Source organism: Ideonella sp. (genome assembly GCF_036277275.1).
Classification (GTDB): domain Bacteria; phylum Pseudomonadota; class Gammaproteobacteria; order Burkholderiales; family Burkholderiaceae_C; genus Ideonella.
On record NZ_DASUNH010000028.1, the window covers coordinates 21,209 to 33,994 of the forward strand.

The following is a 12,786-nucleotide window of genomic DNA, read 5'->3' on the forward strand; positions in this document are numbered from 1 at the left end:
TCTTGCCGCTGAAACATGGATTGTACCCACAATGCACATCTCGTGCCGGGTACGCCAGAGGGCTAATCCTGAGAACTGGTGCCCAGACGCGCCTTGGCATCCTTCCAGCGCGATTCGAGTTGTCGATACTCGGTCAACGCCTCGCGCCGGGTGGCTGCCTCGGCGATCAGGTGCTTCATCTGGTCACCCAGTTCGCGCACCAGCACGGTGTCCATCGCACGCCGCAAATCGGCCGGTGTGGCACCCGGATCTGCGTCGCCATCGGCGAGCGCGCGGGCTTCGTTGTCGAGGCTGTCGTCTTCCTCGAGCGCTTCGCGGATCACGGCCCAGGGCCGCACGCCATGCTCGGCCAGCTCGCGTTCCAACCAGGCGATGAGCGCTCCGTGGGGTGCCGGCAACTGGTGCAGCAGATCATGCTCGTCGGCGGGCAGGTCGTTCCACCAGCCCGGCTGGCCGAACAGCATCTGCACGACGCGGTCTTCGGGCCGCTTGGGCGGCTGGCGGCGGCCTTGCGGGCGCGGCAGGCCGTCGTCGTTCTCGTCGCGGCGTTTCCAGCGGCCCTTGCGCTCGCCGCCGCCGAACGAGCGGCGCGGCTGGGATTCGCCGGCGCCTTCACCGTCGCCGTGGTCGCGTTCGCGCGAGCGGGTGCCGCCCAGCTGCCACAAGCGCGCCAGCTCCTCGGCAGGCAGGCCGCCGCGAATGGCCAGCTCGCTCAGCAGCTGCAGGCGCAGTGCGCCCTCCGGCAGCGTCTGCCACAGCGGCTTGGCTTGCGACAGCATGCGCGAGCGGCCCTCGGCCGTGGTCAGGTCGCAGTCGGCGGCGGCATGGTCCAGCAGCTGGCGCGACAGCGGCACAGCGTTGCGCACGAAGCTTTCGAACGCCTCGGCACCGTATTCGCGCACGTAGCTGTCCGGGTCGTGCTCGGGCGGCAGGAACAGGAAGCGGAAGCTTCGCGTGTCGGTCGCATGGGGCAGGGCGGCTTCCAGCGCGCGGCCGGCGGCGCGGCGGCCGGCGGCGTCGCCGTCGAAGCTGAACACCACCTGCTCGGTGAAGCGCAGCAGCTTGTGCACATGGTCGGCGGTGCACGCCGTGCCGAGCGTGGCCACGGCGTTGGGAAACCCAAGCTGGGCCAGGGCGACCACATCCATGTAGCCCTCGGTGACCAGCGCATAGCCCTTGGTGCGCAGGCCGGCGCGGCATTCGTACAGGCCGTACAACTCGCGGCCCTTGACGAAGATCGGGGTTTCCGGCGAGTTCAGGTATTTCGGCTCGCCTTTGTCCAGCACCCGGCCGCCGAAGGCGATGGTTTCGCCCTTGACGTTGCGGATCGGGAACATGATCCGGTCACGAAAGCGGTCGTAGCGCTTCTGCTCGGCCTCATCCTCGCCTTGCACGATGACCATGCCGGACTCGGCCAGCGTCGGGTCATCGTAGCGCGGGAAGACGCTGGCCAGCGTGCGCCAGCCTTCGGGCGCATAGCCGAGGCCGAAGCGCGCGGCGATCTCGCCCGTCAGACCGCGACCCTTCAGGTAGCCGACGGCCCGCTGATTGCCTTTCAGCTGACGGCGGTAGTGCTCGGCCGCCTTCTCCAACACATCGATCAAGGTGACTTGCTGCTCGCGCGCTTGCGCGGCCTGGGCTTGTTCTTGCGGGGTGGCTTCGTCTTCCGGCACCACCAGGCCGGCCTCCTGTGCGAGATCCTTCACCGCCTCGACAAAACTCAGACCGTGATGCTCGGTGAGGAAGCGAATCGCGTCGCCGTGCGCGCCGCAGCCGAAGCAGTGGTAGGTCTGGCGGGTCGGGCTGACGGTGAAGCTGGCGGTCTTCTCGCCATGGAAAGGGCACAGGCCCTTGTAGTTGATGCCGGCCTTCTTCAACTCGACGTGACGGCCGACGACGCCGACCACATCGGTGCGGGCCAGCAGTTCCTGGATGAAGCCTGACGGGATCACAAGACGGATTTCGAAAGAAGGCGGGCAGGAGGCGTGGCGGAAACGACATCGGGGCAGCCGAAGCTGCCCCGATGCGGGTGGGTGATCTTCGCACAGCGCCGGCCCTAGCCGGCACCGGCGGTGCGCTCGAATGCGCTCAGATGGCGAAGTCGTCGAGCGACTTGCCGCTGGCCAGCGCCGCTTGCAGCCACTTGGGCTTCAGGCCGCGGCCGGTCCAGGATTGGCCGCTGGCCGGGTCTCGGTACTTGGGCGCAACCTTCTTGGCACCTTCGGCCTTGGCGGCCACGGGCGTCTTGCCGGCCAGGTCAGCGGCGGTCAGGCCATATTCGGCCATCAAGGCCTTGACCTTGGCAATGGCGTCAGCCTTGGCCGAGCGCTGGGCTTCGGCAATCCTCTTTTCGAGGGTCGCCTTTTGGGCCAGCAATTCTTGAATCGATTCCATGCGAAAGCTCCTGAGATACCCGGAGGGCGGTCGCATGATATCGCAGGAACTACCGCCGCTACGTTGCCCTCAGGTAATCACTTATATCCGACCCGGTCGAGCATTTGCTGGACCTTGACCTGGTTCATTCCGATCACCGAGATGGGCACCGATTCGGTCTTGAAGGTACCCAGCTTGTCCAGTGCCGGATTTGCCAATTTCAAGCCCGGCACGGCCGGCCATTCATTGTTGCCGTTGGCAAAGTAGGACTGGGCTGCATCGCTCGCGAGGTATTCGAGGAAACGCACGGCCGCGGCGCGGTTCTTGGCATGACGCGCCACCGCACCGCCCGCGATATTGACGTGGGTGCCGGTGGTGGCCTGGTTCGGCATCACGACGGCAATCTGGTCGACCACGGCCTTGTCTTCGGCCTTGTCCGAGCGCATCAGGCGGGCCAGGTAGTAGCTGTTGGTCACTGCGATGGCGCATTCGCCGCTGGCAACCGCCTTGATCTGGTCGGTATCACCGCCCTTGGGTGGACGGGCCATGTTGGACACCAGGCCCTTCAGCCAGGCCTCGGTCTTGACCGGACCCAGGTGCTCCATCATCGCGCCGAACAGCGACAGGTTGTAGGGGTGCGAGCCAGAGCGGGTGCAGAGTTTGCCGCGGTTTTTCGGGTCGGCCAGTTCTTCGTAGGTATCCACATCGTCACGCGCGACTACCTGCTTGTTGTAGACGACGACGCGAGCCCGGGTCGAGAAGCCGAACCATTGTGAGCCCTGGCCATCGTTCTTGCCGCGCAAATGAGCCGGAATGCGGGATTCCAGCAGTTTGTCCTGGACTGGCTGGAACAGGCCGTCGACCTCGGCGCGCCACAGGCGGGCGGCATCGACCAGCAGAATCACGTCAGCCGGGCTGGCGCTGCCTTCGCTTTTCAGGCGCGCCAGGATGCCGGCGTCATCCGCGTCCACCCGGTTGATCTTGATACCGGTGGCCTTGGTGAAATTGTCGTAGAGCGCTTCGTCGGTTTGGTAGTGGCGCGCGGAATACAGATTCAGCACGTTTTCCTGCGCCTGCGTGGCCAGGGGCATGGCGGCCGCAGCGGCCATGGATGCGAAACGGGCGGCCGAGGCCGCCAAGCGGGGAACCAAGCGCATTCGAAACTCCAGACGTGTCAGTCAATCAACTGGCGCCAGTCTAGCCGATAAACGCGAATGGTTCGCAATTGCACGTTGATTCAGATCAGGTGGTGGGCGGAACGTAGCCGGTCGGCTGGTCCGCGCCGCCGCCGAAGAGGAACTGCTCCATTTGGCGTGCCAGGTACTGGCGGGCCCGCGCATCGGCCAGGTTCAGCCGGTTTTCGTTGACCAGCATGGTCTGGTGCTTCTTCCAGAGTTCGAAGGCTTCCTTGCTGATGTTGTCGTAGATGCGCTTGCCCAACTCGCCCGGGTAGGGCGCGAAGTCGAGGCCGTCGGCTTCTTTCTTCAGGTAGGTGCATTGAACGGTGCGGGCCATCGGGCGTCTCCAGCAAAAAGTGAGAATGTTGCGAACGAAGCGGCGGCCTGTCAGCCGAGCTTCTTGACCAGCACTTGCGAGCGCCGGTCCCAGTTGTATTTGCGCTTGCGCGCCTCGGGCAGCCAGTCGGGGTCGACCGGGGCGAAGCCGCGCTTGATGAACCAGTGCATCGTGCGGGTCGTCAGCACGAAGATCGAGTCGAGCCCCATCGTGCGGGCACGCTGCTCGACCCGCTTGAGGATCTTGTCGCCGTCGCCCTGGCCTTGCACCTGTGGCGAGACGGTCAGTGCCGCCATCTCGCCGGTGCGCGCTTCGGGGTAGGGGTAGAGCGCCGCACAGCCGAAGATCACGCCGTCGTGCTCGATCACGGTGTAGTTCGCGATGTCGCGTTCGATCTCGGTGCGGTCACGCTTGACCAGCGTGCCGTCGCGCTCGAACGGCTCGATCAGCTGCAGGATGCCGCCAACGTCGTCGGAGCCGGCCTCGCGCAGGCTCTCGAGCTTTTCGTCGACCACCATCGTGCCGATGCCGTCGTGGGTGAAGACCTCCATCAGCAGCGCTCCATCGGTGGCGAACGGCAGGATGTGCGAACGCTCGACGCCGCCGTCGCAGGCCTTCACGCAGTGCTGCAGATAGAACCCGACGTCGGTCGGCTGCATCGGCGCCGGCAGCGCGGCGAGCAGGCGCTCGGCATCGGCCAGCGCCAGCTCGGTGTCGACCGGCGTCTCGGGGTTGTTCGGGTCTTCGTGGATGCCGGGCACCTCGGTCATGAAGACCAGTTTGTCGGCCTGCAGCGCAATGGCTGTCTGGGTGGCCACGTCTTCCATCGACAGGTTGAAGGCCTCACCGGTGGGCGAGAAGCCGAACGGCGACAGCAGCACCATCGCGCCAATGTCGATCAACTTGCGGATCGCGGCCGAATCGACCTTGCGCACGACGCCGCTGTGCTGGAAGTCGATGCCGTCGATGATGCCCACGGGCCGCGCGGTGAGGAAGTTGCCCGAGACCACGCGCACGGTCGAGTTGGCCATCGGCGTGTTCGGCAGGCCTTGCGAGAACGCAGCCTCGATCTCGAAGCGCAGCTGGCCGGCGGCTTCTTGCGCACAGTCGAGCGCCACGCCATCGGTGATGCGCATGCCGTGCGAGAAGCGGGCGGTCTGCCCCTTCGCCGCGAGCTGCTCGTTCACCTGGGGGCGAAAGCCGTGCACCAGCACCAGCCGCACGCCCATGGCGTGTAGGATCGCCATGTCCTGCGCAAAGAAGGCCAGCTTGCCGGCGGCCACCAATTCGCCGGTGATGCCGACGACGAAGGTTTTTCCGCGGTAGGCGTGGATGTAGGGCGCCACCGATCGAAACCAGGGCACGAAGGTGTGAGGAAAGACGAGGTCCATGGGGCGAAAGATGTGTGGACCGATTGTGCCGCAGGGTTCGTCGCAGGGCCGCCCCAAGGCGAACGCTCCCCCTCGGGGGGACCGGGCCGAAGGACCGTAGGGGGCCAGGGGTGCGCGGATAATCCGGCCCCTTCATGTCATCCCCTCGCACAGAACGTCCATCGGGCGCCGCGCCTGAAGGCCCGAACGGCACCAAGCCGGAAGGTCGCGCCGACACCAAGCCGCAAGGCGCCGCTCGTCCGCAGCAGGAACGGCCCGCCGGCCCGCGGCCGGACCGTGGGTCCAACCCACAGCGCCCACCGCGCCCGCCGCGGCAGGTCATCGCCAACCCGGTCCCGCCGATCACCTATCCCGAGTCGCTGCCGGTCTCATCGCGGCGCGAGGAGATCGCGCGTGCCGTCGCCGAGCACCCGGTCGTCATCGTCTGCGGCGAGACGGGCTCGGGCAAGACCACCCAGCTGCCGAAGATCGCGCTCGAACTGGGCCGCGGCCTCGGCGCCGGCGGCACCGGCCTGATCGGCCACACCCAGCCACGCCGTATCGCCGCCAGCTCGGTGGCCAAGCGCATCGCCGATGAGTTGAAGTCGCCGCTCGGCGAGGTGGTCGGCTACAAGGTCCGCTTCCAGGACAGGCTGCAGCCCGGCGCCTCGGTCAAGCTGATGACCGATGGCATCTTGCTGGCCGAGACGCAGACCGACCCGCTGCTGAAGGCCTACGACACGCTGATCATCGACGAGGCGCACGAGCGCTCGTTGAACATCGACTTCCTGCTCGGCTACCTGAAAGAAGTGCTGGCGCGGCGGCCCGACCTGAAGATCATCGTGACCTCGGCGACGATCGATGCCGATCGGTTCGCGAACCATTTCGCCTCCGCGCGTGGTCCCGCGCCGGTGATCCAGGTCAGCGGCCGCACCTTCCCGGTCGAGCAGCGCTGGCGTCCTTTTGAAGAGAGTCGCGAGTTCGATCTGAACAACGCGATCGCCGACGGCGTCGACGAACTCTGGCGCGAAGGCTCGGGTGACATCCTCGTCTTCCTGCCCGGCGAGCGCGAGATCCGCGAGGCGGCTGACCACCTGCGCAAGCACCTGGCGCACCAGCCGTTGCACCGCAACGCCGACATCCTGCCGTTGTTCGCCCGCCTGTCGCAGGCCGAGCAGGACCGCGTCTTCGAGACCGGCGGCGGCAAGCGCATCGTGCTGGCCACCAACGTGGCCGAAACCTCGTTGACGGTGCCCGGCATCCGCTACGTGGTCGACGCGGGCCTGGCGCGCGTCAAGCGCTACAGCTACCGCAACAAGGTCGAGCAATTGCAGGTCGAGCCGGTCAGCCAGGCCGCGGCGAACCAGCGCGCGGGCCGCTGCGGCCGCGTCGCCAACGGCATCTGCATCCGCCTGTACGACGAGAAGGATTTCGCCAGCCGCCCGCGTTTCACCGACCCCGAGATCCTGCGTTCGTCGCTGGCCGGCGTGATCTTGCGGATGAAGGCGCTGCACCTGGGGCTGGTCGAAGACTTTCCGTTCCTCGAGCCGCCACCTCGCAAGGCGATTGCCGACGGCTACGCGCTGCTGGCCGAATTGGGTGCGGTCGATGAGGACAACGAGCTGACGCCGATCGGCAGGGAGCTCGCCAAGCTGCCGCTGGATCCGCGCGTTGGCCGGATGATCCTCGAAGCGCGCGAGCGCCAGTCGCTGTCCGAGGTGCTGATCATCGCCAGCGCCTTGAGCGTGCAGGACGTGCGCGACCGCCCGCTCGAACACCAGCAGGCTGCCGACGAGAAGCACAAGAAGTTCGACGACGAGAAGTCGGAATTCATGGGCTACCTGAAGCTATGGAAGTGGATCGAGGAAGGGCGCGGTGTTCACGGCCACGCCGGGGCGAAGGAACAGAGGATCGACAGCCACAAGCTCACCAACCGCCAGCAGGAGCAACGCCTGCGCGAGAGCTTCGTCAACCCGCGCCGGGTGCGCGAATGGCGCGACATCCACTCCCAGCTGCAGACCGTCGTCGCCGAGCACGGTTGGCGGCTGAACGCCACGCCTGCCACCTACGAGCAGGTGCACCTGGCCATGCTCGCCGGCCTGCTCGGCAACATCGGCTTGAAGGCCGATGACGACGATTGGTACCTCGGCGCGCGCGGCATCAAGTTCTGGCGCCACCCGGGGGCGCACCTCAGCAAGAAGCCGGGCCGCTGGCTGATCGCCGCCGAGCTGGTCGACACGACGCGGCTGTTCGGCCGTGGCCTTGCGGCGATCGAGCCGCAGTGGATCGCGCCGATCGCCGGCCATCTGCTGAAGACGCAGCTGCTGGAGCCGCACTGGGAGAAGAAGGCAGCCGAGGTGATCGCGCTCGAGCGCGCCACGCTGTATGGCATCGTTGTCTACGCCAACCGCCGCGTGAATTTCGGCAACGTGGACCCGAGGGCCGCGCGCGAGATCTTCATCCGCGAGGGGCTGGTCCAGGGCGAGTGGGAGACCCGGCTGCCGTTCCTGGCCCACAACCGCAAGATGATTGCCCAGGTCGAGGAGCTGGAGCACAAGGCCCGGCGGCAGGACGTGCTGGTCGACGACGAGCTGATCTACGCCTACTACGACCAGCAGTTGCCGGCCGACGTGGTCAGCGGCGCCAGCTTCGAGCGCTGGTACCGCGAGGAGCTGAAGAAGCAGCCCAAGCTGCTGATGCTCAGCCGCGAAGAGCTGATGCGCCACGAGGCCGCGGGCATCACGACCTCGGCCTTCCCGAAGACGATCCGCCTGGGCGGCGTGGACTGCGCTGCGGCGTATCTGCACGAGCCGGGTGACCCGAAGGACGGCGTCACCGTCACCGTGCCGATCTACGCGCTGAACCAGGTCAGCGAAGAGCGCTGCGAGTGGCTGGTGCCCGGCATGCTCGAAGGCAAGGTGCTGGCGCTGATCAAGAGCCTGCACCAGCGGCCGCGTTCACGCCTGGTGCCGTTGCCCGACTACGCGGCCGAATTCTGCGAGACGACGACCTTCGCGCAGGGCCCGCTGATGGACGCGCTGCTGAAGGCCGTGCGCGAACGCACCCAACTGGCCGTGCAGCGCAACGACTTCAAGCTCGAGCAACTGGCGCCGCACCTGTTCATGAACTTCCGCATCGTCGACGAGCATGGCAGACAGCTCGGCATGGGCCGGCAGCTGGCGACGCTGAAGGCAGAGTGGGGCGGCCAGGCGCGCTCGGCCTTCCAGGCCCTGGCGGCCTTGAAGCGGCCCGATGCACCGCCGCCGGCACCCGCCCCGTCTGCGACGCCGGCTGCGCCGTCGCGTGGCGTTGCGGCCGTGGTCAAGGCGCCGCCGCCAGCGCCCGACACGCCGCCCGCGCGCTACACCGCGTGGACCTTCGGCGAGCTGCCCGAGCTGATGGAGATCCGCCAGAAGGGCCAGACGCTGATTGGCTTTCCGGCGCTGATCGACAAGGGCGCGCACGTCGAGATCGAGGTCTTCGACGAGCCCGACGTGGCTGCGGCCCAGCACCGTGCCGGCCTGCGGCGCCTGGTCGCGCTGCAGATCAAGGAGCCGCTGAAGTACCTTGAAAAGAACATCCCGGATCTGCAGAAGATGGCCGTGGCCTACATGCCGCTGGGGACGATCGAGGAGCTGCGTGACCAGATCATCGCCATCGCGCTGGACCGCGCCTTCCTGCAGGATCCGCTGCCGCAGGACGCGATGGCCTTCACCAAGCGCATCGACGAAGGCCGCGCGCGGCTGAACCTGATCGCGCAAGAAGTGGCCCGCATGGCCGGCACGGTGCTGGTCGAATATGCGGCGGCCGTGCGCAAGCTCAAGGACAGCAAGCCACCGAAGGACGTGGCCGACGACATCAACGCGCAACTGCAGCGCCTGGTGCCCAAGCGTTTCGTCGCCCAAAGCCCGTGGGCGCAGATGCAGCACTTCCCGCGCTACCTGAAGGGCATCGTGATGCGGCTGGACAAGCTGCGCGCCGACCCCGTACGCGACGCGCAGCGCCTGGCCGAGCTGCGCCCGATGGAGCAGCGCTACCAGCGCCGCCTGGCCGACCTGAAGGGCCAGGCCGACCCGCGGATGGAAGAGTTCCGCTGGCTGCTCGAAGAGCTGCGCATCAGCCTGTTCGCGCAAGAGCTGCGCACGCCCCAGCCCGTGTCCGTGAAGCGTCTCGAAAAGGTCTGGGCTCAGCTTTCAAGCTGAGGCCGGACCTTTCGGCGAGACTGACATTTGCCCAACGGGCATGTCATGTCGAAGCCAAAAGAACGTTCCTCAAGCTGAGGCTGGACCTTTCGGCGAGACTGACATTTGCCCAACGGGCATGTCATGTCGACCATGAAAAAGGGGCCCGACGCTGCCGTCGGGCCCGCACCAGATCGACTCGGATCGACGCGCCGCAGGCCTTACTGCCGATGGGCGTTGAAGTAGTCAGCCATGCCGACCCACGCGGTGTCACCGGCCACGCTGGGCGTCGCCTGGCACGCGCTCTCGGTGGCTTCGGCCTGGTAGCGGCGGCACAGCTGGTAGCCGAAGTCCGGGTAGTGCACATCGACGTCCGACGCGTGCACCAGCTCCATCCTGAAGGGGCGGTCGTAGGCCGCGTGCACCGGCGGCGCCGACACGCTGACCGATTGCAGCGACGAGCCGGCACCGGGCACGGCCGTGCACTGGCTCAGGAACTGCGAGCGTTCGTTCTCGAGTACGAAGTCGTTCGCCATCTCGTTGCAGTTGAAGGTCGTTTGCGCCTGGTACGTCCACAGCGCACGCACCGTGGTGCCGTTGGTGAACTTGCCGGTGAGCGCCGTCAGCAAACCCAGGCCGCCGCCGCGCGACTGGCCGGTGATGAACGAGTTCGTCGGATCGGCGTTCAGGCCCACGGTGTATTGGCTCGTGAAGTAGTTGATGGCCTTCTGGATGTCGTAACGCGGGGCGGGGCTGCCGGCCACGTAGTTGACGACCGGGTGCCGGAATTCGTACGAGACGACGATGTAGCCTTGGTCGGTCAGCGGCTTGACGAAGCGGCTGTACAGCGAGCCGGCGGTCTTGTCGTAGGCGATGAAGTTGCTGGTGCCGTTCGGGTGACCGTAGTAGACGATCGGGCGCGGGCCACCAAAGCCCGTCGGCATCCAGATGTCCATCACCTGGCGGGCCATCTTGCGGGTGGTCGGCTCCAGCCACGTGGCAGAGCCGTAGGGCACGGCGCGGTAGCAGTTGCAGCTGGCGTTGTAGCCGGGGGGCGTGGCGCCTTGAATTTCGGTCAGTGCTTGTGAAGAAACCGGGGTGAAGCCAGCGGCGAATACGGCGGCAGCGGCCCACAGCGACTTGGAGATGAGTGGCATGAGTCTTCCTTGGCGTCAGCGCCGGGCCCGACGGACCACCAAGCGCTGGATCGCGCCCCACTCAGCTCAAAACACCAGAAGAAGCGAGTCAGGCGACAGCCGCCTCATCGACGTCGCGTCGATGTGGATAAGGAAGCAAAAGCTGGAACTGGCCGTGATTCGGCGGCCACCATGCACAGTGGTTACATCTGCCCAAGGGTGCTAACAAATTGAGCATCCGAGGACTCGGCAGGCCGCGCTGCACGGCAGCGGCCCATTCGCCGAGGGCCAGCGGCGAGGCTGGCCAGGGCCTCTACATCTGCTTGAACAGATGGGCGTAGCTCTCTGCCACGAGCAAGGTCTCGTTGCGCTCCTTGAGCTTGAGCTGCAGGCGCCCGCGGAAGTCGCGGCTGGCGCCGGCGATCGCGGTGGCGTTGACCAGCGTCGAACGATGGATCTGCCAGAACAGCTGCGGGTCCAGTTCTTCGACCAGTTCCTTCAGCGGCTTGCGGATCAGCGCTTCGCCTTCACGCAGCGCGACGCGGGTGTATTTGTTGTCGGCCTGGAAGTACAGCACTTCGTCGACAGTGATCAGCTTCAATGTCTGGCCGACCGATGCGTTGATCCAGCGCAAATGCTGGCGCGCCTGCGCCGCGGCCGGCAGCGCGGCCAGCCGATCCAGCACCGCGCCCAGGTCGCTCGGCGCCTCGCCCAGGCGTTCCTTGACGCGGGTGATGGCGGTGAACAGGCGCGCCGGCTGCAGCGGCTTCAGCAGGTAGTCGACCGCACCATGGTCGAACGCGGCCACTGCGTGCTCGTCGTAGGCGGTGACGAAGACCACACGGCTGCGGCCGCTGGCCTGGCGCGCCACCTCGAGGCCGGTGGCACCCGGCATCTGGATGTCGAGGAACATCACGTCGGGTCGCAGCTCGTCGAGCAGGCGCAGGGCCTGCACGCCGTCGGCCGCTTCGCCGACGATGCTCAGCTCGGGCCACAGCCTGCCGATCTGCTCGATCAATTCGGCACGCAGGGTCGACTCGTCTTCGGCCACGATGGCGGTGGGGTGCTTCATGAGGGCAAGGTCAACGTGAATCGGGTGGTGCCGTCGATGTCGTGACAGCGCAGGCCGGCGGCGTCGCCGGTCAGCACGCGCAGGCGATCGCGGTGTGCGGCCAGCTCGGCGTCGTCGCCGCACAGGCCGGTGGCGCTGACCTGCAGAAAGACCTGCAATGCGGCCGGATTGGCCAGCGTGCCGCGCTGCGCGCGCAGCACCACCCGCGGCGGTAGCTCGTTCGGTGCCAAACGCAGCGCACGCTGCAAAAGGGGCAACAACAGCATCCCCGGCAAGGGTGCGCTGCGCAGGGCCGGCGGCAGTTCATCCACCAGTTCCACCGGCTGGCGCTGCAGGCCCTGGCGCAGCGCGAGGTAGCTGCCGAGCAGCGCCGCTTCGGCGTCCAGCGTCGTCACGTTCTGGTCCCGCAGCCGCGGCAGCGCGACGCGCAGGTGGTGGATCAAGCGCTCCAATTGCTCGGCGGCGTTGTCGCTCTGGCCCAGCGCGTACTGCTGTTGCACGTCGACCAGCACATCGAACAGAAAGCGTGGTTCGACCTGGGCCTGCATCGCGGCCAGGCGCGCCGCCATCGCCTGGCGCCCTAGCGCGGCCTGCTCTTCGACCAGCGACTGCAGCAGCGCTTGCGAGCGCCAGCGCCGTCGCAGCATCTCGACCACGGCGATCGCCAGCGCGCCGGGCAGCAGCACCGACAGGAAGTCGCCCGAGAAGCGTTGCCACAGCGGCAGGGTGTACGGCTTGCACTTGGGGGCGCACAGCTCCTGCAGCGTCGGCAGGCCCAGCCATTCAGGCACGGCCCACATCAGTGGCACGGCCACCAGGCTGCCCAGCAGCGTCGCCACCACCAGCGCGTGGGGGCGACCACGCCACGCCAGCGAACTGCGATCCACCGGCAGCCAGGCCAGCAGCAGCACCGCGGTGCACAACGCGGGCGAGAGCAGCAGGCGGAAGAACAGGGCCCAGGGCCGTTGGATTTCTGTCGCCTCGGCCAGCGAAGTCAGGTCGACCGCGCCGTATAGCAGGCCCAGCGCGATGAAGCCGGCGATCTCGACCCCCCGCACCGAACGCCAGGACCGCAGCAGGTGGCCCAGCCAGGCCACGACGGGGATGCCCGTCGGCGCGGCCGCGGGGGGCACGTCCAT

Annotated in this window: 9 protein-coding genes; 1 reads left to right on the top strand and 8 read right to left on the bottom strand. The window is 67.1% G+C overall.

The features are described 5' to 3' along the window. Nucleotides 1-62: 62 nt before the first annotated feature. From dnaG to argA, 5 genes are all read right to left on the bottom strand, one after another. On the bottom strand, nt 63-1,952 hold the full coding sequence (gene dnaG / locus VFY73_RS06570) for a DNA primase (protein ID WP_329717125.1): 1,890 nt from the start codon (nt 1,950-1,952) through the stop codon (nt 63-65). A 136-nt stretch (nt 1,953-2,088) separates the two neighbouring features. Further along, nucleotides 2,089-2,394, bottom strand: coding sequence for an H-NS histone family protein (locus VFY73_RS06575; protein ID WP_329717126.1), 306 nt, complete (start codon nt 2,392-2,394; stop codon nt 2,089-2,091). 77 nt (nt 2,395-2,471) lie between these two features. Further along, complete coding sequence (locus VFY73_RS06580; protein WP_329717162.1) at nt 2,472-3,482, bottom strand: extracellular solute-binding protein; 1,011 nt, start codon at nt 3,480-3,482, stop codon at nt 2,472-2,474. Between the two features lie 133 nt (nt 3,483-3,615). Then, entirely contained in the window at nt 3,616-3,888 is a 273-nt protein-coding gene (locus tag VFY73_RS06585; RefSeq protein WP_329717127.1) for an oxidative damage protection protein, read from the bottom strand. Nucleotides 3,889-3,938: 50 nt separating this feature from the next. Further along, nucleotides 3,939-5,279: an amino-acid N-acetyltransferase gene (gene argA / locus VFY73_RS06590; protein WP_329717128.1), complete on the bottom strand. Its 1,341-nt coding sequence runs from the start codon at nt 5,277-5,279 to the stop codon at nt 3,939-3,941. A 134-nt stretch (nt 5,280-5,413) separates the two neighbouring features. Between argA and hrpA the strand changes: the two genes are divergently transcribed. Continuing rightward, the gene (hrpA, locus tag VFY73_RS06595) at nt 5,414-9,460 is read left to right on the top strand and encodes an ATP-dependent RNA helicase HrpA (RefSeq protein WP_329717129.1); all 4,047 of its coding nucleotides are present in this window, start codon (nt 5,414-5,416) and stop codon (nt 9,458-9,460) included. A gap of 200 nt (nt 9,461-9,660) precedes the next feature. On the opposite strand, the gene VFY73_RS06600 is transcribed toward hrpA, so the two are convergent. The 3 genes from VFY73_RS06600 to VFY73_RS06610 form a co-directional block, all read right to left on the bottom strand. Next, the gene (locus VFY73_RS06600; protein WP_329717130.1) at nt 9,661-10,596 is read right to left on the bottom strand and encodes a hypothetical protein; all 936 of its coding nucleotides are present in this window, start codon (nt 10,594-10,596) and stop codon (nt 9,661-9,663) included. A gap of 292 nt (nt 10,597-10,888) precedes the next feature. Next, nucleotides 10,889-11,647 (bottom strand): LytTR family DNA-binding domain-containing protein, encoded by a 759-nt coding sequence (locus VFY73_RS06605; RefSeq protein WP_329717131.1) that lies wholly within the window; start codon nt 11,645-11,647, stop codon nt 10,889-10,891. Then, nucleotides 11,644-12,786, bottom strand: coding sequence for a histidine kinase (locus VFY73_RS06610; protein ID WP_329717132.1), 1,143 nt, complete (start codon nt 12,784-12,786; stop codon nt 11,644-11,646). The genes VFY73_RS06605 and VFY73_RS06610 overlap by 4 nt, the downstream gene beginning before the upstream one ends.